Genomic DNA, 22,699 nt, shown 5'->3' on the forward strand with positions numbered 1-22,699 from the left:
CTGAAAGTAGCTGTCCCGTCGGGGCATCGATACCTCCTCATCTTCCCGCCGACGCACCCAATAAACGTCGGTCCCGAAAGAAGTTGAAGCTCTATCTTTTGGCGCAACTCGTAACACAACGCCCCGTCGAACCGCCTATCTGCGACAGTGCCTTCGATCATGGAGACACGTGAAGCGAATCCAATGCCGATCTGACCACTTAACAAACTGAAAAGATACACTTAAACCACGCAGAGATTCATGGGCGACGTCAACGAACCTGAACGGGAGTTCATCGAGCAAAACGTCTGTCCAGAAGAGGCCGCGCAAAACTTTGGGCTGTAAACGCAAAACTTTGGGGTGCGCGCAGCGTTATGCGCGTCCCTACAACAGTTGTAGGGGTGCCCATAACGTTGCGCACCCTCCACTGATTTCATTGAAAAAATCTGGCTATTCTCGCCCAAAGTCTTGCGCGTTTTTTGCCCATAGTTCTGCGTAACTAGCCCATAGTTTTGCGCGACTTCAGCACCCACTCAACCAGTGAGAGAAACTAGGGGGCTGCGACATGATTCTTGGCGGTTCACTGCAAGTATCAAGTGCACTTTGGGTCGCAAGATGCAACCGTTGCTTGAGTGTGGCGCCGGAACGAAGGCGACGGCGGGAGCAGTGCAACAACTGAGCGCTCGCCGGTCATTTTGGGTATCGCGGCCAGACGTGCTTGAACCTGCGATGTCCGCTTGGTCCGGAATCGTCCTGGATGTGCGTCCTGATCTGCTATCAGAGCCTTCTCCTGGGGATCGAATTTCCAGTGCCGATGAACTGGCCGCGCTTTTGCGAAACGGCGAAGGCGGCGCCCCGACCGTGGTTGAAGAAACCGGTATCCACCCACTGGCCCGCCCATCGGACCGGTGGGAAATTGTCATGGGCACTGGGCTCAGGGGCGTAATGGAGGAGATGTCGGAAAGCGAATTCAACGATGTGAAGGCCCGCACACTGGATTGGGCCACACGTGTGAGCCTCTCGAAGGTTGAGCTCAACGTCTTGTATGGTCGCTCAACTAAACCGTTGGCACAATGATGCCGAGCAAACTCACTTGCTGGAACTTGTTTCGTAGGCGTAGGTTGAAGTCGTCGCCCCGCGGGGCAGGTCTAAACCTCCGCCCTACAAGACAAGAAATCGGCGAGTGACTACAACATGGGTCGCTTCGTGCCCATTTGCGAGTTGACATGCATTGGCCACCTGACTCTTGGTTGAAAGAATGATCAATCTCCCAAAATGGATGCGTTCGCGCCCTAGGACGTTGCCGAAGGCATCCAATCCGCTGCAAGGACCGTCGGGATCCGCGGGTCCGCAGCATTCGGTTGGCACTAATATCGACGCTCCAGTCGTCGACCTCTATCGGCCTCACATCCAGTCCGGAGATTGCTTGATCGCCACCGGCTACCAGGATTTTCTCTCGTCGCTTTCGATTCTACTGACAGAGATCCCTGAGCTTAGGGAAAACGACTCCGACAAACCAATAAGCATCCGGATCGCCTTCGGTGTCGATACCGGTAACACCAAACGTATCGGAAGGTCGATCTCCGTAAGTGAAGAGATGCGGCTGCACTGGCTCGAGCGATCCGGTCTTCAAGTAGAAGAACACGCTGATCTCATGGCCGTGCTGGCTCGACAGGCAATCGTTTCCGGAAAAATCCAACTCCGTGTATTCGACCCCGCCACGGCAAAAGAACTCTTTGGTATTTCCGGCGACCGTCGCATGCATGCCAAGATTGTCGCCAGCCCCCGTGGGGCCGTAGCCGGCTCGGCCAATTTCTCCAGATCTGGCCTCTACAGTAATATCGAATATGCCGACGGGCTCTCCACCGGTTCACACGAACTTCAGGAAGAACGCCAGAAAGCAGCAGAACAGATCTGGGAGGCCAGCGTCGACTGGACAAAGGAAGCCCTTGAGATTTTGGACCGGCTGATCCGCCCCGTCTCGACCGAGTTGGCCGTTGCGCGTACAATCGTAGAACAGAAAGGGTTTGGCCCCTGGTTGAACGGCAATCGACAAGAAATCACAGGAAAAACCCTCTTCGACTACCAGCAAGAGCTCATCTACGAAGCGGCAGCAATCACCTACGAGCATGGCATTGCATTCGTCGAGGCCCCAACGGGATCGGGCAAGACAGAGATCGGCTGCCACCTAGGAGAAGCCCTCACAGAAACCTTCTCCGGCGTCGTCCCTCCGTCGCCGATCCACGGCGTGGCGAGAAAGAACGCAGCGGTTGTTGCTCCTCCCAGAGTTGTTCCGAGCTGGGAGCGAAGCGGAACCAACGCTTTAACGGTCATCGGCAATAGCAAACTTTCGAAGACCCACCTTCGAGGTGCAGGCGACAATGAAAAGGGAGGACTTCGTCTCGACCAATATGGCGTCCTCATCATTGACGAAAGCCATACGGTCACGCCGGGCTTCGAGGACGCGTCCCAACGGGCGGCCGCCATCGAGTTGGCTCCTCCAAGCTGGAACGTCTGCCTGAGTGCCACGCTGCTTGGAAATCGGGATGTCGACTGGCTGTCGCACATGCAGGAGAAACGTGCGTCGATCTTCATGACGCCCGACTACATTCAGCAGATGGCCGACCTGTTTGCTCGCGAAGCTCGGCGCACCGAGCCAGAGTTCACACTAACCGACGAACTGACAGCCATCGATACCGCAGCGACAGCGCTTTCCCGCACCGCGAGGCGGGATCTGTCTGACATGCTGGCACCGTTTCTGGCCAGGAGGCAACGCCACTGCGTAGGAGAAGGCAGCATTCCCGGCAGAACGACCTACCCGGTTCTCCAGAACCACGGGCGTCCCAAACGGCTCTCCATAACCAAGCCTCAAGCTGAGCGTCTTGAAGAAGTGGCCCGTCTCTGCCGTGAGTTGGCTCCTGGTTCGACCGTCACGGCAGTCGAACGCAGTCGTTTTGGGAACACCAGCACACGCCGAAATACGCAAGATCAGCTCTACGTTCGCAATCTGTTGAACATCCTCCGAGCGAACTCTTCCCAGGCGGCTTGGGAGATGGGCAGCGGTGCTATCGGAAAATGGCTCCGCGATTTCGAGGGAAGAAGCCTGGCGCGCAAGAGACGAACCGCACCAGGCCAGCTTGAGCTATTTGAAGACCTTCAGATCGAGACCATGCCGACTCCGAAGTGCGATTCTCTTGAAAGACTGCTGGCTTCCAAGCCGCTGAGAGACCTCGACCAGAAGCGATACCGCGTCTGTGCAGATATCCAAAAAAACAAGTCGCGGGTGGTCTTCCTCGCGGAGCGGACGGATACGCTTGAGATATTTGCAGAAGAGATGTCCCGCCTCGAGCTTCATACGAACTTCGTCGTCGGCAATCGCCGGAAAGGCGAAGAAAGTGCACTCTCCGATCTTTGCGGAAGAGATGCGGGATCGTTCGAGAGGATTGCCAACGGCAAGAGTGTTGAGGCTTACTTTCGCCCAGGCGGCCCTAAGGCGCCGAAGGGTCCCGCCTCTGTCTTCATGACTTACAAAATGGCCGAAGGAATCAATCTTCAGTCAGCAGATACCCTCGTGTTGCTTGGTCTGACTTCAAACTTGAAGGAACTGATTCAGGGTCTCGGTCGTATCGACCGGATCGACAGCGTCTTCGATGAAGTCCACTACCATTTGGTGGATGTTCCCGTCGGTCGGTTTGCGTCTGACGAAAAGGTTGCCCAACGCATCACGAACTATCAGGCTTTGTCCGGCGCCGCGCTTACAGAGGTGCTCGACGGTCTGGAGGAAGAAGACACCGGGACAATTCTTGATAGTGTCACCACCTACCTGCGGTCGCCACGGGTTCTACGGCCGAACAATTTCCACGAGTTGCTCTCGAAGATCGCCTCCCGAGTTTCCCCGTCGCGGCTTTCCGATGTCTCAAAGGCAAGGATCGAGGGAACCTGGGGCGCTGAACTCGCGATTGTATCCGGCCGTGAAGCTTTCACGATGTTGCATCTCGAGGGAACCGACGGTCGAAACAGTTTTCTCCCCCCTCGCCTTTTAATGATCCGCGAAGCTGGCGACGATAGTGTTGAACTCATCCGGGACCAGATCGCTTGTGCTCGGCACCTCGAAGCGGCTTTCGAACGTACGCGACACCTTGGCTTGGAGCATGAAGCTCCAAGCCCAGACAGGGTCTCGGAAGCCCTCACAGCACTGTCCTCACATATCGACGAACTGACCGAGTGGGATTTGCGTCCCGCACGCCTCGAAAGCTTGCTCAAGTCACTGGCGACTTTCCTGGAAAAAGAAAACTCCCTCATAGAGAAAGACGAGGTCGCTGGTTCGACGGACCAAGCCCTCTTCGGCCATCTGTCACTGCCAGCCACCGAAATGGTTGCTGAAAGCTGGAGCCGACTGATCGATCCATACTGGGAACAGGTAAAACATGAGGTACGGTCGAGCTTCGCCTATGACGGCCTGCCGCAAGGTTACATCGCTCTCGCTCAGGTCCTCCAAAAACTCGAAGCAGATGCCCTTGCCCAAGCGGAGATCCGTGACAAGATGCACGAAGTGATGACAGAGGCGGACCGGTTATCTGTCGGTCACATGCCTGAAATAGCTTCCAGAATTAGCGTAGCCTTCTTCTCAGAAGGCGCGGAGGAGCAATAGATAGCTCTGCTACCCTATTTCAAAGCAGACAGGCCGAAGTCGCCCAATCAAGTGTGAGACCATCCAAGATGCCGAGCATACGTTTCGTTCATACATCTGACCTCCATCTCGGCAAACGGTTTGGCACCATGCCTGACACGATCCGAAGCCGACTGGTCGAGGCAAGGCACGAAGCCATCGCGCGGATTGCGGACGTGGCACGAGCAGATGATGCGAGACACGTCCTCGTAGCGGGTGACACATTCGACACTGAAACCCCCTCTGACAATGTTCGCGTTCAGGCTTTGGCGGCAATGGGAGCAGACCCAGAGCTAACTTGGTGGATCATTCCCGGCAACCATGACAGCGCTGCCGCTGAAACCCTGTGGGAACGGGTGGCGGAAGATGCACCTTCGAATGTCCGGGTCTTGACCAAACCAGAGCCGGTCGAAATCGCGCCTCAGGTCTTCCTGCTGCCAGCACCGCTTCCACATCGTTTTCCGGGGCGCGATCTGACGGATTGGATACCCGGCGCTGCAACTCCGGAGGGTGCACTCAGAATTGGGTTGGCACATGGGCGCGTGCAGAGCTTCCACGAGGATGCGGATACTCGGGACATAATTCCCCCAAATCGTGCGGCCACCGCCGGGCTGGACTATCTCGCCCTGGGCGATTGGCACGGGGCTCTGACGGTTGATCCCCGAACATACTATTCGGGAACACCTGAACGGGATCGGTTCAAGCACAACGGACCAGGGTCATGCCTTGTGGTGACGCTGGATGGTGGATCGCCTCAGGTCGAAACCGTCGAGACTGGACGCTTTGACTGGCAGGATGTGGACCTGAACCTGACCCCGGATGCCGATGTCGGCGCCCTCTTGTCCACTCACGTTCCAGCCGACGTTGTCCGGCGGCGAGATGTACTTCTGACAATCAGGGCAAATGGAACGCTTCGCCTGCCCGAGAAGGGTGAACTGATCACCGCAGGCAACACGGTCGCCGACAGCTTCGGCCTGCTCCGCTTGCTCACAGATGATCTGTCAATCGAAGTCGAGGCAGGTGATCTCGACGCCATTGCATCGGGTGGCGCCTTACGAAGCGCTGCGGACCTTCTGCAAAAGGAAGCGGAGGATGAGGCGGCCAGCGAGAGAGATCGACAGATTGCAGCAAGAGCTCTCGACCGGCTTTGGACCCTTGCCCAGGAGGACGTGTGATGCAGATCCATTCGATCCGCCTGGAAAACGTTCGCCGTTTCACCGATCCGGTGGAGATCAAGGGCATTGGCCCCGGCCTCAACGTACTGTCAGCACACAACGAGCACGGCAAGTCCACGTTTTTCGATGCGCTGCACGCGGCGTTCTTCCTTGATCGGAAATCCATGCGTGCCGACGTCGCCTCCCTGATCCCGCACCCTGGCGGGGATCCGGAGGTGACGATTTCATTCTCGACGACGGCGGGCCGCTGGAAACTGTTCAAGCGCTGGAGCCGAACCGCCAGTCGCAAGGAAGTCAAACTCTGGAAGGACGAAGTGCTTATCGGCCAGGAGGATCAGGCCGAAGCACTGCTCGCAGACATTCTGAAAGCCCCAAAGTCGGGCGGTCCGGCAGGCCTCCTGTGGGTCCGGCAGGGTCTGGTCGGCCTTGAGGAAAAAGGTGACGAGCAGAACGTGCGCCGGGATCTGCTGTCGTCCGTCACCGGCGAGGTTGAGGCCATGACCGGTGGGCGCAGGATGGATACAATCCGCGCCAGCGTGAAGGCTTCAATCTCTCGCTACCTCACGAGCACAGGACGTCCCAAAAAGGATGGCGATCTGGCGCGAGCGCAAGAAGAACTCCAAGACCTCGATCAGCGTCATGCAGCCTTGCAATCCGCTGTCAGCGACCTCGGCAATGATCTCGGAGAGCGACGACGTCTGCGTCGCGAACTCGACGAGATCGAGGACCCTGAAGAGAAGTTGCGTCGGGCCGCAACCCTGAAGGAGGCGGAGTCAGCACTGGCCGATGCCGAGCGCGCAGCGGAAAAACTTCATGGTGCGCGGGAAACAGAGGCGCGTGCCAAAGCCCAGGTGGAGGGAGCCGAAGAACGGCTTGATCGGCTGACCAAGGCCATCTCCGAACGCGACCTTGCTGAAGCTGCATTGCGGACGGTCAAACAATCGGCGGAACCGGCCCAAGAGCGGTTGGCGAGCGCCGAAACGGCTCATTCTGAAACGATCAAAGCACAAAAGGTTTCTGAAGAAGCCGCAGAAGCCGCGCGTGCGGTATTGAAGGCTTCGACACGTGCAGAACTGGCCGCGACCTCTCAGACGCGGCGAACCGAGTTTCTGAAAAACCTTTCGGCGGCAGAAGCTGCACGCACCGAAATTGAAAAGGCAAATGCGGACGTCGCGCTCGGACCAAATGAAAGGACCGTCGGACAGATCGCGAAACTCGCGCAAGCTGTGGAGATCGCGCGCATCGGCGTGGAAGCGTCGGCTCCGTCAATCACGGTGTCCTACACTGGCGAAGGTCTGGTGCGCAAAGACGGTGAACCGCTGCAAGAAGCGACCCGTATTGCCTTGCCGGATGGCGCCGACCTGGAACTCGACGGGATTGGCCACATGCTGGTTCAACCCGGCGCCGGGTCCGTCACGGATGCAGTCGCCAAGGCGGAGACCGCCCTGTCTGAAGCGCTCGAAGCGGCGGGTTATGTGGATCGCGCATCTCTGGACGAGGCGGGTAGGCATCGTGTCGAGGCGGAGGATCGCGTTCGCGATGCCGCCGCCAACCTGAAAGCAGCTGCGCCAGATGGCATTGAAGCGCTTCAGGCGCTGATCGCGGCAATTCCTGAACCGTCAAAAAGTGACGAAGACCTGCCCACCGTCGAGGAGGCAGAAGAGGCAGAAGCCAAAGTCATCCAAGCGCTGTCAGATGCAAACGTCGAGTTGGAAAAGACGCGCACCGAAAAGGATCTTGCGCACCGCGAGGTGACACGCGTTTCAGCGGAGCTTTCAGCTGCGAGTGAGCGGCACACTCGCGCCACTCTGAGTTTGGAGGGGTCGTCCGATCCGGAAGCAGAAGCCGAAACCCTTGAAGGCGAACTGGCAGGCATCCGTGATGATCAGAAAAAAGCCATTGAGGTTCGCGTTGCTCTGGAGGCCGACGCGCCTGACGAAGCGGCCCTGAAGATCACACGCGACCGGGCGAAGACCGCCATCGAAAACGCGCGCATCAGGCTCGAAGACATACGCGTTCGATTGGCCGAACTGGACACGCGCATTCGGGCAACGGCTTCGGATGCGGTCGAAGAGGAGCTTGCCGACGTTGAGGAGAAACGTGACCAGGCGCGCTCGACCCTGACATCCATCGAAACTGAAGTCGCGGTTCTCGGCAAACTCGTCGATGCCCTGGATGCGGCTCGGGAAGAGGCACGTGAACGCTACGTCGAGCCGGTTCTGACCGAGCTGCGCCCGCTGATCGACTTGCTCTGGCCGGAGGCCGAACTTCAGATCGACGCGGAAACCGTGATGCCCACCAAGCTCGTGCGGCGCGGCTCCGAGGAAGATTTCGACGTACTGTCAGGAGGCACCCGTGAACAGATTGCGCTTCTGGTCCGCTTGGCGTTTGCGCAGATGCTGGCGAAGGACGGCAGGCCTGCCCCGGTCATTCTTGATGACGCCATCGTTTACACCGACGATGAACGTATCGAGACGATGTTCGATACTCTCAATCGGCAGGCGCTGGACTTCCAGGTCATCGTGTTCTCCTGTCGGCAGCGTGCATTCCGCGATCTTGGAGGAATCCAGTTGAGCATTGAGCCAGCAATCTAGGTCTGGTGTGCTACTGTGTTCGTGAGAGAATGGCGGCGGGAAGTGTGTTGGTCTTGGAACGGTTTCGGTGGCTTGTGGTCCTGCTGGGCGTGATCTGGGTCGTGCAAGCAGTGAACCTGTTCACCGGCTACGCACTCAATGATTTCTTTGGCTTACGGCCCCGTTCGCTGGCTGGGCTGGATGGTATCCTCTTCATGCCCATGCTTCATGGGTCTTTGGTCCATGCCGCTGCAAACACAGTGCCCCTGGCCGTTCTTGGCGGTATTCTAACGGTTTCGGCACGACAGGTAGTGCCAGCGGCTTCGGCTATCATTGTCGGACTCGGCGGGCTTGGCGTATGGCTGTTCGGCAATGCGGCGATCCACGTAGGAGCCTCGGGATTGATCTTTGGCTGGTTCGGTTTCCTGTTGGCGCGCGGCCTGGTGGAGAAACGTCTGGTCCCGCTCATGGTCTCGGTTGGTGTAGCCCTGGTATATGGAGCAATGATCTGGGGGGTGTTACCAGGCCAAACCGGGATCAGTTGGGAGTCCCATTTGTTCGGTGCCGCCGCCGGCATTCTAGCCGCCGTCTTCCTGCGCACGGATGATGAGGCACGATAGGATCAGCGGGCAAGTAGAGCAGAGGCGTTTTCGTATCTTGCTGCCGCAGATCACGGTTTCCGTGCGAATGCGGTCCTCAACTCTTCAAGGCAATCACCGAACTCGTCTGGATATCCCCAACCCATCTGCCCATCGATGCGTATGAACTCCTTCTCCAGAAGAGGAAGGATTTCATCTGCTAGTTTCTGGTCTTGCTCATTTTGCAGACGGTCTTTGATCTGCCTGACCATCGTGCACAGGCTGTCGTAGAACCGTTCGTCGATATCACCGAATTCCAGGGTGAAGTCGTTCCCGCATTGGACATAGTAAGTCATCAACATCAGTACGTCTCGGACGTTGCCATTCGCCTTTTTGAACTCGCTGATCGCTTTGCGACCCTCAGAGAGACGAACGTCTTGCTTCCAAGGTTCTCTAGGGCTGACGGCAGCGCGAATACGCTTCTTGTAGGGCGCCAGCCTCTGCTTCGGCGCCGATTGTTGTAGCAATCGAGCGTTCAGGAATGCCGCGTTTTCCGGACACAGGCGATACAAATCTTGAACGAGACCAACCAACTGCTTGTCCGACCATCCAGAGATGACCTGTTTGATATCTATCCATGACGGCTTTTCGGAAGTCATGTCTTTTGTCGCTTACCAATCTCGCGTGACAGTCCGGCGCGGACGAAGCGTCGCTTGCTCCGCTGCCTAAGCAGCGTAACTCCAAGGCATCAGTTCGTCGAGACGGGTGATCCTGTGATCAGCAACGCGGGCGTGGTCTCGATCACTTCAAATCCACCGTCATGGCATGCCGCGAGGTCGCGCCAAGAATCGAACGTCAGAGGCTCTCCGGTTCTTGCTTTGGTTCTTGAAGACTTGCTTCCATGACGTTCGAGTCGCAACGTGTCGCAGAATCCAAGGAAATGGAACAACCATGGCTCGCACTCTCCTGTGCTTCGGTGACAGCAACACGCACGGAACCCAACCGATCACGGCGCCACGCACTCGTGCGCGCTACGACGACAATACCCGTTGGCCGCGCGTGGCATTGGCGGCGCTTGGTCAAGATTGGGAGTTGGTCGAAGAAGGCCTGCCTGGAAGAACGGCCCAGTTCGAAGATCCGATCATGGGCGCATTCATGGATGGTCGGCCGGGTCTGCGAATTTCCTTGCAGAGTCATGGGCCAATCGATGTCCTGACTTTGATGTTGGGAACGAACGACGTGAAGACCCGCTTTGGCGCAACGGCGGAGAAAGTGACTGCGGGTATCGCAGGGCTCATCGATATAGCGCTCAGCGAGGACATGCAGGAGAGGCATGGTGGCTTCAAAGTCCTGTTGATTTGTCCCCCACCGGTGAAAGAACTCGGTCCGATCTCGGGCGAATTCTTTGGTGGTCGGGCAGTTTCAGTGGCGCTTCCGTCTCACTACGCGAACTTGGCCCAGGCACGTGGTATCGGGTATCTCGACGCTGGAAGTTTCGTGGAGGTCAGCAACGTGGACGGTGTCCACTACGAAGCGGAAGCCCACATTGCGCTTGGCCAAGCTGTGGCGGAGGCAGTGTCTACGCTGTGAACCGTCCTGTTGCGGTTAGCAGTGGATATTGCTCTCAGGTTCGTTCGTCTCTTGCCCCGTTGGCGTCCTCGGGCGGTTAGATCCACTTCCAAAACACTTTGCCGAAAGGCGAAGAGTTCGATGTGAGATATAGAAGAGGTGGGATTATATAATCTTACTTTTTTGTTGTATTTCAAATGCTTGACGAATCGATGCTTCACTCTATTCTCGCCCGGCAAGGTAGATTGGTGGGCCAGGATGGAAAGCAAAGACGTGCGTGAGCAGGCTGTTCACATGGCAATGAGTGGTGGTGTGACGCGAAAAGTAATCGCTCAGAAGTTTGGGATTGGCATGTCCACCCTGAACCGCTGGGTTCAGCAAGAACGCAGATCGACCACAACGCCTGAGAGACAGCAAGAAGAACAGTGCAATCCGACCGAAGTCTCGGAACTACGGCGAGAAAACGAACTGCTGCGGGAGTTGATTTCGTCGCTTTCAGATCACGTCGACACTTTGAAATCCATCGCAAAAATCGGCTGACGTGAGCCGGTGTGTCCGAGTATTTTGGAGACTGCAATTCCCAGGAAACTGATCAAGATAAGCGACTGTCTGGAACTGTTTAGGGATGGCGACCGCTACGAAGTCAAACTGCGTGGCTCTGCTGGCGCCTCTGGCAGCGCAAGCTTGGAACATGCTTTGAGCAATCATAACGTCTTCGGCGATCAAGGCGGCTGGGTTTGGATTCCACATCATGTTTGGCAGCTGCTTCTCGACCACGTCTCGTCCGATGAGAGCATCGTGATCGCCGTCCCTATCCGGAAGTGGTCAAAAGACGAGATTGCGGAAGCGGAAGCCCTAACGGCAAAGGAAATGCTGAAGAAGTGACCGACAAGATCGAAATTGAGAAGATCGAAGGTGAAGCACCTGCTGGTGAAGCGTGTTTTCGCGTGACTCTGCTCGAGACCAGTTGGCAGCTTTCTGCGGAGTTCACTGCGGTCGATGAGGCGTTCTCTATTATGCGCGAAGCCGATGCCGCGCTTGCTCGAGCAGACCTTCCACCAGAGGCCTTCGAAGGTGTGAACATCAATGTCTACGCAGCGGATGGTACGTGCCAGAGCCTCTCAGCCAGGGAGTTGCTGGAAGCGCTTGGTGAGTTCGGCGACGATGAGACCGAGGAGATCGACGCGCTGTCGAAGGCGTTGGATCGTGACGCGATTGATGTCTGCAAGCAGATCACGTTGGAGACCGGCGTCGATGTCGAGATCGAGGTTCACCTGGAGAATGCCTGGCCACGGATCATCTCCGCGCCAACGATTATGGTGGCGGTCGTACGACCAGACGACCGGGGAGAACTGTTGACCAAGGCGACAGTGATGCTGCGAGAACTGGGATGGAAAACAGAAGCGGACCGGGACCTTGGTGAAGTCAGGCTCTACAACGAGACGGGTCGGACCGACATCTGAGACTGAAATGGAGCAGTACGACGACGTAGACTGCGGGGTGTCGCGCTCTGGGGGCAAGCCAGCGGTTCGAACGACGACGAACAACCGAATGACACAACGAGTACGCGAGGACGGAATTCGACGAATCTCGTGAATGTCCAAGCGTCACGCAAGCATGCGACTTGCGTGCAATGCGATTTACCTGTGCATGCTTAAGTGTTGGGATGTGATGGGGGAAAAGGTGTCAGAGGGAAGACAAAAACTCACCGCGGCTGAGACCAAGGGGCTCAATACAGCCAAGGAGCTCGAGGCCCACCTTGCGTGGCTGGATACATTCACCCCCGCTGCGCTTGGCGTTCTGGCAATCGCATCGGGGATTTATACCTATCTTGGCGTTTCGTCGCTCTTGGAAGACACAGGAGCGATGTCGTTCTTTGCGGCAGTCGCTTACTCCATCGCGGTGTCTGTCGGGATCTTCGTTTTCTGGAGCTATATGCTTCGTCTTCTTCCCGCGATGCGAAGCGCAGCCGGCTTTATTGGGCTGACTGTTTCGACGCTAGTCGGATCTCTTGCCATTATTGCTATGTCGAGTTGGTTGAACGCTGCCGCTCTTGCGGGATCCGCTGCGGTCGAGCAGCACCTTGGAAATACGGTCCAGGTATACCAGGAGGCGTTGGAGCAATCGCACGATATCGCCTTGTCCGGACAAGCACTTGGTCGTGAAGTTCAGCGCGCGCGAGAGACATTTGAAGCTCTGGCCGACCAGGAACGTACCGGTGAACTCTCCGGAACTGCGGGAGAGGGTGCTGTCTTTCGGGTTTTGACTCAGAAAACCGATGAGCTCAGGAACCTGGAGGATCAGATATCCGCGCAGCAACCGTTGATCGAGACCGCGTTTAGCGAAGGCAACTCGATCCTTGGCCGAATGCGGGAACTCACGGTTCAACCTGGCCCAGTGGACCAACGATCTGTGGAGTTCTCAGAAGAAAGCGTACGGCTTGCCGGGGTGATCTCCAGCCTCAATCAATACTCTGTGGCTCCGTTGGTCTCGCGCGCTGCTGCCGACTTGCCCGCATCCGTTGTGTTGCCGGAGCTAGATGGGCGCGATGAAACGGTGCGGGATGCGCAGTCATCTACGATTGCTTCGGTCCTGAACGCTTTGGATCGGCGCAGCCGGACGCTCAAGCAAGCTGCTGACGACGTTCTTGCAATGGAGCCGCCGCAGGAGACGGCTTACAATCCAATCTCTAGCGCAGATGCAGTCATTCGCTATGCCGAGAACTTCGTGCCTTCCTGGGCCGGAGCCATCGCAATCGACCTGCTTCCAGCAGTTCTTGTTTTTGTCCTTGCGATTGCACAGGCAGCCATCCGTAGTGGGCGAGACGGTCTTAGCATCGAAGATACTCTGACGCTTGCTGAGTTGAAGGCCGCGATCAACGCCATGAAGGATGTCGAGGTTTCGATGGTAGCAGCGGACGGTGAACTCCAGCGTCGTGTCGTTGAAGGCGCGGCAGAGTCTGCGGAAAACCCGGATCCGGCAGCATAACCATGCTTTTGTCCCCAACATCCCTTTCTCACGTTTCTATGCGCCGGGCATTGCGTTGGGTTTTGGTCACGCAGGGTATGATTGCTGGCTTTTTGCTACTCTCTGATTTCCGAACCAACTGGCTGCCTCGACCTGGATTGAACGAAACCCTCCCTAGCGGTCCAATTAGTCCGGGCGATCAAGTGCGGCGATTCAATCCAAACCGTTCACGGCCGGACATTGCCGACCCAGCAAATCTGCCCAGTGTGGAAATTCCAGACATGATCCCGCGTCGCCTGGAGTTCACACAACAGATCGTAGAAGGATTGGGAGACGTCGTTCTACTCAATGGCTCGGTCGTGTCTGGAGATGCACGTCGCTTCAGTGCCTTTATCGCTGGGCTTGATGAGCCTCCGGCGGTGTTTGCACTGAATAGCCCTGGTGGCATCGTTGAGGAAGCACTGGCGATAGGTCGTTCGATCCGCAAAATGGAAGCCGACACCACCATGTTGCCTGGCACGTACTGCGTTTCATCCTGCCCCTATATCCTCGCAGCAGGTGTCGAACGTACGGTGTCTCTGAGAAGCGCAGTCGGGCTCCACCAACATTACTACCAGGCGCCCGGATACATGCCGGTTTATTTTGCGGTGGAGGATATTCAGGCCAATCAAAGTAGAACGATGGAATACCTGATCGAGATGGGCCTGGACCCAGGGGTTATGGTTCACTCACTTGCCACGCCCCCGGACGAAATCTACGTTTTGGTGGAAGACGAACTTACGAGCAGCCGGATGGCGACCGAGATCGTCGAATAGCAGTCCGCTTCTTAGACCCAATCGGCAAGAAGCCGATTGGAGGCCGTCCGTTACCAGCAGAACATGTCTTTGCGTTCTGTGTCGACGCTACCCCCAAGGTCCCGACTTCGGGCTGCTTCTCGAATTGGATTGGCGACGTTCTCCGGCGCCATTTGCCCCCTGCGGTAAGAGCCCTCCGCCTGGTGCCGAGTGCCGCATGGGTTCAAGAATTGATACGTTTGCCTGCCTGATTTCGACAGCTGTCGCGCGGGCACGCCACTTGAGCGAATGCGCTGAAAAGCCTTATTTTCGCACAAGAATTTCTGGATACATTGAGATCGATGACCGTCGCAGGTTCTTTGCACAATCGAGGTGGTTGCGTGCCAAGGCGGGACTCAGCGAGGGGCAAATGGCAGAGATCCAAACTGGTGACTTCGTCCGTCAGATCGGGAAGAAGACTAATGCTGGAAGGGTGTTAGAGATAAGGGACCGTGGTGGCAGGAAGACCATCAAGATTCAGTTCCCAAATGGGAGTCGAAAGCTTCCAATGGACACTGTTGAACTGGTTCCAGATGAGGCGGACACGCCTTCGGAACTCCTTTCCCAAGGCCAGTTGTCCGGACACAAGGATTTCAAGCAGCGGATTGCCCATGTACGATTGTCGGGCAACATGTCAGACGTCTTTTACTCTATGGAAGCGACTGACACCGACTTCTATGCACACCAGTTTAAGCCAGTTGTTAAGATGCTCGACTCCCCAAGCGGCAATCTTCTGATTGCTGATGAGGTTGGCCTCGGCAAAACAATTGAAGCGGGCCTGATCTGGACGGAACTGGCAGCACGTTTCAAATACAATCGCTTGCTCGTCATTTGCCCCAAGGTTCTCTGTGACAAGTGGAGACGAGAACTCCAGAATAAGTTTGACGTCCCGGCCCAGATCTACGATGCCAAGGGACTATTGGAGTTGATGAAGTCACCGTACTCCCAACGGGCCGGGTTTGCTGCTGTTTGTGGATATCAAGGTATCCGCCCGCGGCCCAAAGAGAAGCGAACCGGTCGACCAGTGGACCAGTTGACCGAAGTCCTGGAGGAAGCGCAGGGGTCGGACAAGCTCGTCGATCTCCTGGTGATCGATGAAGCCCACCACATGCGCAATCGTGGGACTCAAACAAATGAGCTAGGCTCGATAGCCACAGGCGTGAGCCAACATACAGCAATGCTGTCAGCAACGCCGATCAATCTTCACAACCGAGACCTGCATTCCCTTCTTAGACTTGTAGATGACATGACGTTCCGCGATGAGACGGCATTGGAACAGATCATCAGGGCCAACGTTCCGCTGGTTGCCGCGCGTGATGGGTTGCTCTCGAACAAACCTTTCGACGAGGTTGATGACCTGATCTTGCGGGCATCGCGAACTCCGATCCTGCGCAATGCGAAATCGCTTCCGCGGCTACGCCGTGAGCTCCTCGACAAGGGAGCTGAGCTACGACCATCTGACCGCGCGCGGATTGCGGCGGGGCTGGAGAAGGTCAATCTACTCTCAAATGCGATTAACCGGACCAGACGCCGCGATGTTGAAGAGTTCAGGGTCGTACGACACGTGCATGCCTACCGTTCTGTGATGACGTCGCAAGAGCGCGATGTGTATGACCGTGTTACCAAAGCCATTCTGGACTACGCCGACGAGAACGATCTTCCGGTTGGCTTCCTCACTGTCATGCCTCAACGCATGTTGGCATCAAGCCTTCCGGCGGCGCTTTCCCACTGGCGCAAGGCAGAAGCGGCCTTCGACTGCGAAGACGAAGACGAAGACGAAGACGAAGACGTTCCTGACGAAGAGGAAACGGACCGTCGTCCATTGGCTCGAGAACTCGGGCGCGTCTCCTCAGGGCTTCCTGATCCCAAGGTTCTGGAACGGCAGGATACCAAGTTCGCTGAGTTCTTGCGGGCCATCAGAGAGCAGCTTCAATCAAAGCCAAACCAGAAGATCGTTGTTTTCTCGACGTTCCGGTCAACCTTGAAATACTTGGAGCGTCGACTTCACGAAAACTCAATTCCCACCCTGTTGCTATATGGTGCAACGAAGGATCGGGGAGATGTCCAAGCAAGGTTCGAGGACGATCTGGAAATTCCGATACTACTTGCTTCGGAAGTCGGCAGCGAAGGCATCGATCTCCAGTTTGCTCAGACTGTGGTGAATTACGATCTTCCGTGGAATCCCATGCGAGTTGAGCAGCGAATTGGTCGTATTGACCGGCTTGGACAAACTGCGGAAGCGATCTCTGTTCTTAACTTGCTCCACGAGAACACCGTTGATGATCGCATATATAGTCGGCTTCATGACAGGCTGGGTCTCTGCAAGACCGCTCTTGGCGGGTTCGAGGAGATCCTCGGACGCGAGATCAAAAAGCTGACGACTGATCTGCTCTCGGGAAAGCTCACCGAATCCGAACAAGATCGACGGATTGCGGACACCGAGCAAGCCATTCAGAACCAGCGTCAGCACGAAGAAGAACTCGAACGGGAAGCTTCCTCACTGATCGCCCACGGTGACTACGTTCTGGGAGCCATTCGGGATTCTCGGGAGAGCAAAAACTGGATCACCGAGAACGACATTGTGGACTACATCGAGTTCGCTTTGGGCGCGCTGCATCCAGGGAGCGAAGTTCGTTGGCTGCCTGAAAAGAGCCTGGTCGATATCAGTATGACAAGCGATGCTAGACACCAGTACGAAAGCTGGTGCACGGCAATGCAGGTCCAGGCCGGTTCGCTGGCCAGAAACGCCTCCGCTGTCAGCTTCAGAGTAGGCAAGGGCGAAAAGCGGAGTCGTCATCCGCGCCTGAGCCCTGCTCATCCCTTGATGCGCTATCTCGCCGGTGCCGTGCAGGAGAAGGACGTACTTCCTCCCAATGCCGCCGCAATTCAGATCGGATCAAGCGACTGTCCTAGTCTCAAACCGGGCATATACGCGGGCGCTGTCCAGTGTTGGGTTTTCGGAGAGGGCGCTTCGTCTCTCTCACTGGCGTACGGTCTGGTTGACTGCTCCACTGGGGAGCTCTTTGGGCCCGACATAGCCGAGTCTATCGTGTCTTGCTGCATTGCGAGTGGGAGTCGTTGGCACTCCGCAGTCGCTGAGATCGATGGCGAGAAAACCTCGGAACTTGTGGATGACGACCTCGGGACAGATCTCGATCTCCGTTTCCACGACGAGAAAGATCGAAGGGTCGGGCAGATCGAAGACCGAATAGCCATTCAGCTCAGCGCCCTCGAGCACCGCAGCGAGGAGCGGGCAAGAATAATCGAGAAACAGATCCTTAACAGCCCTGCTGGTCTCGTGGCGGCAAACCGAACCAGACTTCGAAATCACCTTGAGCGCACAGAGCAACGTCGTCTGGAAATCAAGGGACAATCGGTCGACGATGCATCGTATTCGGACGTATCAGCTTTCGTTCTAAAGGTTTTGCCATGAGCAGACGGAAGAAGGGGCGGATGAAGAACCCCAGGAAATCGGAAAACGCAAAGAAGCTGCTCGACATAATTCAGCGTCAACAAGCCAAGAATAGGAGTGGTGCCTCACACCCTGACACCAAACCCGTTCCGCGAAAGATCGTTCCTTCGAAAATGCCCTGCATCGAGGATACCAAACGTCAGTTGGAACACATCGCCTCCGACGGTGCCCTGTTGCAGCGTGTGGATCCGCTTCCCAGTCCCGACCTAGGTGCCGAAGCAGTGCTTTCAAAACGGTTGCTCGCTGGAACGCGCCTCATTAACGAAACCTCTCGGGATGCAGGGCTGCTTGGTAGGCTACGAGGGAACCGTGATAGGCCGCCTTTGGACCTAGTTGTAGGTTTTGATCTCGGTTCGACGAGTTCAAAGGTCGTACTCCGATTCCCATACGAAGAAGGGTTGGGATCCTACGCGATACCGGCTCCAAAGTGTATTCAGGCCGATGGTGTCGCTTACTATTGGCGAAGCGTCCTGTGGCAGGATGATCTTGGCCGCTATTCGCTGGTTCCTTCGGTTGGCGCACAGGCTCATGATCAGATCAAGGTCGACTTCATGTCGGTCTCGAACAGTGAAGCCCGCAAGGCAAAAAACTGGTTCACGCGACAAGCGCTGGTCGCATATCAGGCCTTGATGATCCGACAGGCACTAGGTTGGGTATCCCAAAAGCTGGGCAAGGCGCTTGATCGACATGAAATCAGAGTCGGTGCAAATTTCGGATTTCCGGCGAAGAGTTACACCAAAAGCGACGTCTTCGATGATTATGAGAAGTGCTGCCAAGCTTCCGTTTACCTAGCGCTTGGAAGTGATCCAATAACCAATGAAAGTGTTCAGGGGGCCCTGGCTCTTGAGCCTTGGGAAGCCTATAGCAACCAGCCTCCGGTAACTGTGGTGCCAGAGTTCATCGGTGCTGTGCTCGGTTTCTTCATGTCCAATCGCCGTAGGACGGGCCAGTTCATTCTTGCCGATATCGGCGGATTAACCGTGGATTGCGTGTGCTTCGGCTATTCTGAACCGCGCGATGGAGATCCGAAGTTGCTGATTTACGCCGCTGATGTTCAGAAATACGGTGCCGAGATCGGTCGAGTGTACGCCCACGACAAACAGACGTCGCGGGCATTCTCTAACGCAATTGGAAGCTTCGTTTGCGGTCCCATCATCGAATCCCACAAGAAGGTGGGACACAACGCTCCTGCGTGGGATGGAAGGATGCCAATGTTCTTGATCGGCGGGGGACGGCACTTCGGGCCGTTTGGTCCCGCATTTTCATGGGCACAAGACAGCCTCAAGAACTCGAAATTCAGGACGACCTTCGATGTCGTCGACCTCAAACTCGACGAAGAAGTCGATCTGTCCGAAGCACGTGGAAAAGGTTGTGGCAGACTGCTGGTCGCTCTGGGCCTGTCACATTCGGATTTGGACCTTCCCGAGTGGATTACGCCGGATGAGTTACCCGATGCACCACCTGCACCTCACCGTGATCCTGACGGGGGATACATCGGCCCGGAGCAAGTTTAAGGTCGAGCTTGGGGCGAAATGGGCTTTGGACGAGACTGCGGGTTTCGGGGGGGCGAAGAACCTGCCGCGACCATTTCACAAATCCAGATAACGAATGGGGAAAGCCGCTCTACCCCTCGGTCGAGACCTGAACCGAGAGCCTTAAAGGAGATCGCGATGCCGACTCTGCCATCCATTGACGTCACCAGAGGCACAGATACTGGAACCTCATTGTTGCTTGGAGATAGCCGTTTTACGGCATCTTCAACTTCTTTCCAGACTGACACGGTAGAACTCTTTCCGCATGTTGGCTGCGTTCACTCCCTTGCCACGCCCCCGGACGAAATCTACGTTTTGGTGGAAGACGAACTGACGAGCAGCCGGATGGCGACCGAGATCGTCGAATAGCAGTCCGCTTCACAGATCCACTTCGCAAGAAGCCGATTGGTGCCCGTTACCAGCAGAACATGTCGGCATGTTCTGCGTCGCCGCTACCCCCAAGGTCCCGACTTCGAGCTGCTTCTCGATTTGGATTGGCGACGTTTTCCGGCGGATACACCCCCACTCATCTTCCGCAGCTCGGCCACACGGTTGGCGGTCGATGGATGTGTTGCGAACAAGCTATCGCGCGCATGGGCATGCAGCGGATTGATGATGAACATATGGGCGGTTGCCGGATTTTGCTCCGCGGCGTCGTTATCGATCCGGCTGGCGCCCTCCTGGATCCGTTCGAGCGCGCTGGCCAACCATAGAGGGTGGCCACAGATCTCTGCACCGGCCTTGTCGGCAGCATATTCCCGCGTACGGCTAATGGCCATTTGCACCAGCCCGGCGGCAAGTGGCGCCAGGAACATTAGCGCCAGGGTTCCGAGCAACCCTGGCCCGCCCTCTCGACGTCCACCGAAGAACAGTGCGAAATTGGCCAGCATGGTGACGGCACCGGCAAAGGTGGCGGTAACGGTCATGATGGCGGTGTCGTGGTTGCGGATATGGGCCAGCTCATGGGCTACCACACCGGCCAGTTCCTCGCGCGACAGTCGCTGCATCAGGCCGGTCGTAACGGCCACCGCGGCATTGTCAGGGTTGCGTCCGGTGGCGAACGCATTGGGTTGTGGCGTCTCAATCACGTAGACCTCCGGCATGGGGAGACCTGCGTTGTCGGCAAGATCGGCCACCATCCGCACCAACCCATGCGGGTCGTTGCCGTCGACCGGCCGCGCGTTGTGCATCCTGAGGACCATCTTGTCCGAGTTCCACCAGGAGAACGTGTTCATCGCACTCGCGGCGATCAGCGCGAAAACCGCGCCGCCCGAACCGGCAAGCAGATAGCCAATGCCCATGAACAGGGCGGTCATTGCCGCCATGAGCATCGCGGTCTTCAGGTATCCCATGGATCAAGTCTCCCGACACGAATTGGTCCTGTGATCGGATATAGGCACGTATCTGATTGGCACAATCGGTGTCGCGTGTCCGATGATCACGGTTTCGCGCTGCTGGTCCAGGTCTTCACCCTTGCCGCCGGACCTTGCAAAGCAACTGTCGCCAGTGATCAGGCATGGGGCGAAATACTGGGGACGAAACCCACTTCAGCAAAGCCGCCTGATGGTCAGTGGCGTGTTAGCCGAGCGAGTTCAGCGTCTGTATCCAGTGTCAGAACCGCATACCAAAGCGGGGTCTTCGCATAGGATGCATCCCGCCATCGACCCGGCATCTCCGTTTCAACTTGTGCAAGAAGGCCGCTCCAGACGAGCGGACGAAGCACGCCACTGTAGAATGCGCTCTCCTCCCGAATTGCACCAACGCCTTCAATGGCCGGCTTTCCGTAGAAAACCTCGAACAACTCGCGTCCGGAAACGATCCGCTCGGCCTCGACATTGATCACGTTCAGCCAGATTTCCCACTTTCCGACCGGCTTGCTCCCAAATCTCTCCAGCCAGGAGTGATCGACATGGAACAGAAAGAACGGTGTCAGGACACCAAAGAGCTTTCCGCGCGTCGTGCCGAGGTTCTGCCCAGCCTTCGTGAGCCGAAATTGTCCCTTGAAATGGCGTCCAAGCCTGAGCTCGAGAAACAGGAAATGCAGCAGTTCGAGCGGCGGAACGTCGTCTTCGTTCAGCACCTTGTTGACGGCGTATAGCTCGGCCTCCGAGTAGCCCGGCCAGCCCATTCGCGGGACGGCCCAGGTTACGAAGTCGCGCTTGAATGCCATGGCTTTGGTCAGCCCGATTGGCCCGTGCTCTTCGAAATAGCAGAATATCGCTTCCGCACCACGCAAGAGCGGAGAGTTATCCAGTTCAGGCTGATCGTCGTGAATTTCGTTGAAAGTGATCATACGAACTCGCAGCAGATGATGCCGGCGATCTTGGGCCAAATGCGTCGATTGGCAACCCAGTTCCGCAACGGCGCGAGCGAACAGGTGCCCGTTGTGAAGCTCCCTGCTGGCCGGTCAGCGTCGAGATACGGGGAGCGCAGGTCAGGGTCCGCGACCGGATTCTGTAACATTTCAGGCGAAGGTGACCGGAACTACGCGCGAAGGTGACCAGAACTACGCGGCAGCGTTCACAATCCTGGCTGTCCTAGCTGCGCAGGTTGACCGGCAAGTCCGGCTCCCGGTAGCCTTTGAGCATGACCAACTGCATCACCATACGCCGCCACCGAATATCGGCCTGACAACAGTCGGGACGAACCGCAATTTGCGGGAGGCAGCATGGGTATGCAGGAGGGACTTATACCCCCTTTGGCGCCAGATGAGCGTTCTTGACCCGGTTCGAGTCCGGGGCCTCCTACCATCCCCAAACCCATGTCTGATCAATTTCAACACGGTTTCGACCGTCCGGGCATGGTGCACCAGGAGAGACGAAATGGCAGATTTTTCAGAAGCTTCGACCATCGAGATTGTTGAGGAATTGAAACAGAGAGTACTGGCAGGTGAGGCAGAAGGCGTTCTGATCTCAAACGAAAACGACTGTTCCTTGCTTTGGGACGGGCGCCGGATTTCCAGAAGCGAAATGGGATCCGAAAGGGTCTTCGAGGTGGCGACGGGGCAGAAGTTCCGCGTGTTTGACGAGGTTCATGCCGACATCCTCAACCGGCTCAACCTGATGGACGACGTCGAGTATGTCGATGCCCGCGCGGTTTTTCGCGCTCTGTCGGACAAGACATTGGAACTCGGAGCCAAGATGCTTAGCGGCGAGTACGAATTCGACGATCCTGCGGATCCGACTTCGGATGAAGGCGAGTGATCAGGTGGCAACTTACATGAACCCTCCTCTGCACAGTCGGCTTCGCCGAATACCAATGGGCGCGCGAGGACGCTCCCCGACAAAGCTGGGACGTCGCAAAACGATTGATCGGACCCTTCCCAACGCTGACACGAGATCGGATCAGCCAC

At 56.8% G+C, this 22,699-nt stretch carries 18 protein-coding genes; 15 read left to right on the plus strand and 3 right to left on the minus strand.

The annotated features are described in order from the left end of the window. Positions 1-708 precede the first annotated feature (708 nt). The 5 genes from R3X27_RS18800 (at position 709) to R3X27_RS18820 (ending at position 9,016) form a co-directional block, all read left to right on the plus strand. On the plus strand, positions 709-1,056 hold the full coding sequence (locus R3X27_RS18800; RefSeq protein ID WP_317710425.1) for a hypothetical protein: 348 nt from the start codon (positions 709-711) through the stop codon (positions 1,054-1,056). Between the two features lie 349 nt (positions 1,057-1,405). Next, positions 1,406-4,630 (plus strand): DEAD/DEAH box helicase family protein, encoded by a 3,225-nt coding sequence (locus tag R3X27_RS18805; RefSeq protein ID WP_317710426.1) that lies wholly within the window; start codon positions 1,406-1,408, stop codon positions 4,628-4,630. A 68-nt stretch (positions 4,631-4,698) separates the two neighbouring features. After that, positions 4,699-5,823 carry a DNA repair exonuclease gene (locus R3X27_RS18810; protein ID WP_317710427.1) on the plus strand — a complete coding sequence of 375 codons (1,125 nt, stop codon included), beginning with the start codon at positions 4,699-4,701 and terminating at the stop codon, positions 5,821-5,823. Next, positions 5,823-8,417, plus strand: coding sequence for an AAA family ATPase (locus R3X27_RS18815; protein ID WP_317710428.1), 2,595 nt, complete (start codon positions 5,823-5,825; stop codon positions 8,415-8,417). Before R3X27_RS18810 ends, R3X27_RS18815 begins: the two co-directional genes overlap by 1 nt. Before the next feature lie 44 nt (positions 8,418-8,461). Then, positions 8,462-9,016 (plus strand): rhomboid family intramembrane serine protease, encoded by a 555-nt coding sequence (locus tag R3X27_RS18820; protein ID WP_317710482.1) that lies wholly within the window; start codon positions 8,462-8,464, stop codon positions 9,014-9,016. A gap of 50 nt (positions 9,017-9,066) precedes the next feature. On the opposite strand, the gene R3X27_RS18825 is transcribed toward R3X27_RS18820, so the two are convergent. Next, positions 9,067-9,633, minus strand: a complete 567-nt coding sequence (locus R3X27_RS18825; protein ID WP_317710429.1) for a hypothetical protein — start codon at positions 9,631-9,633, stop codon at positions 9,067-9,069. A gap of 292 nt (positions 9,634-9,925) precedes the next feature. Here R3X27_RS18825 and R3X27_RS18830 point away from each other — a divergent pair, with 292 nt between their 5' ends. The 9 genes from R3X27_RS18830 to R3X27_RS18870 all read left to right on the plus strand — a co-directional run bounded on the left by R3X27_RS18830 (position 9,926) and on the right by R3X27_RS18870 (position 19,716). Continuing rightward, positions 9,926-10,564: an SGNH/GDSL hydrolase family protein gene (locus R3X27_RS18830; RefSeq protein ID WP_317710430.1), complete on the plus strand. Its 639-nt coding sequence runs from the start codon at positions 9,926-9,928 to the stop codon at positions 10,562-10,564. 237 nt (positions 10,565-10,801) lie between these two features. Then, a complete protein-coding gene (locus tag R3X27_RS18835) occupies positions 10,802-11,083 on the plus strand; it encodes a transposase (protein WP_317710431.1) in 282 nt (93 codons plus the stop codon). 24 nt (positions 11,084-11,107) lie between these two features. Further along, positions 11,108-11,428 (plus strand): hypothetical protein, encoded by a 321-nt coding sequence (locus R3X27_RS18840; protein ID WP_317710432.1) that lies wholly within the window; start codon positions 11,108-11,110, stop codon positions 11,426-11,428. After that, the gene (locus R3X27_RS18845; protein WP_317710433.1) at positions 11,425-12,006 is read left to right on the plus strand and encodes a hypothetical protein; all 582 of its coding nucleotides are present in this window, start codon (positions 11,425-11,427) and stop codon (positions 12,004-12,006) included. The genes R3X27_RS18840 and R3X27_RS18845 overlap by 4 nt, the downstream gene beginning before the upstream one ends. A 208-nt stretch (positions 12,007-12,214) precedes the next feature. After that, positions 12,215-13,531, plus strand: a complete 1,317-nt coding sequence (locus R3X27_RS18850; protein ID WP_317710483.1) for a hypothetical protein — start codon at positions 12,215-12,217, stop codon at positions 13,529-13,531. A 260-nt stretch (positions 13,532-13,791) separates the two neighbouring features. Further along, entirely contained in the window at positions 13,792-14,325 is a 534-nt protein-coding gene (locus R3X27_RS18855; protein ID WP_317710434.1) for a hypothetical protein, read from the plus strand. Positions 14,326-14,521: 196 nt separating this feature from the next. After that, positions 14,522-17,776, plus strand: coding sequence for a helicase-related protein (locus R3X27_RS18860; protein ID WP_317710435.1), 3,255 nt, complete (start codon positions 14,522-14,524; stop codon positions 17,774-17,776). Positions 17,777-17,796: 20 nt separating this feature from the next. After that, positions 17,797-19,329, plus strand: a complete 1,533-nt coding sequence (locus tag R3X27_RS18865) for a hypothetical protein (RefSeq protein WP_317710436.1) — start codon at positions 17,797-17,799, stop codon at positions 19,327-19,329. Positions 19,330-19,485: 156 nt separating this feature from the next. Beyond that, positions 19,486-19,716 carry a hypothetical protein gene (locus R3X27_RS18870; RefSeq protein ID WP_317710437.1) on the plus strand — a complete coding sequence of 77 codons (231 nt, stop codon included), beginning with the start codon at positions 19,486-19,488 and terminating at the stop codon, positions 19,714-19,716. An 83-nt stretch (positions 19,717-19,799) separates the two neighbouring features. Here R3X27_RS18870 and htpX read toward each other — a convergent pair whose 3' ends face one another. Both htpX and R3X27_RS18880 read right to left on the minus strand, forming a co-directional pair. Further along, on the minus strand, positions 19,800-20,699 hold the full coding sequence (gene htpX / locus R3X27_RS18875; RefSeq protein WP_317710438.1) for a zinc metalloprotease HtpX: 900 nt from the start codon (positions 20,697-20,699) through the stop codon (positions 19,800-19,802). Positions 20,700-20,914: 215 nt separating this feature from the next. Further along, positions 20,915-21,640 carry a hypothetical protein gene (locus tag R3X27_RS18880; protein ID WP_317710439.1) on the minus strand — a complete coding sequence of 242 codons (726 nt, stop codon included), beginning with the start codon at positions 21,638-21,640 and terminating at the stop codon, positions 20,915-20,917. A 529-nt stretch (positions 21,641-22,169) separates the two neighbouring features. Here R3X27_RS18880 and R3X27_RS18885 point away from each other — a divergent pair. Continuing rightward, complete coding sequence (locus R3X27_RS18885; RefSeq protein ID WP_317710440.1) at positions 22,170-22,550, plus strand: hypothetical protein; 381 nt, start codon at positions 22,170-22,172, stop codon at positions 22,548-22,550. Positions 22,551-22,699 lie beyond the last annotated feature (149 nt).

Origin of the sequence: Tropicimonas sp. TH_r6, assembly GCF_033101155.1 — a bacterium.
Lineage (GTDB): Bacteria > Pseudomonadota > Alphaproteobacteria > Rhodobacterales > Rhodobacteraceae > Tropicimonas.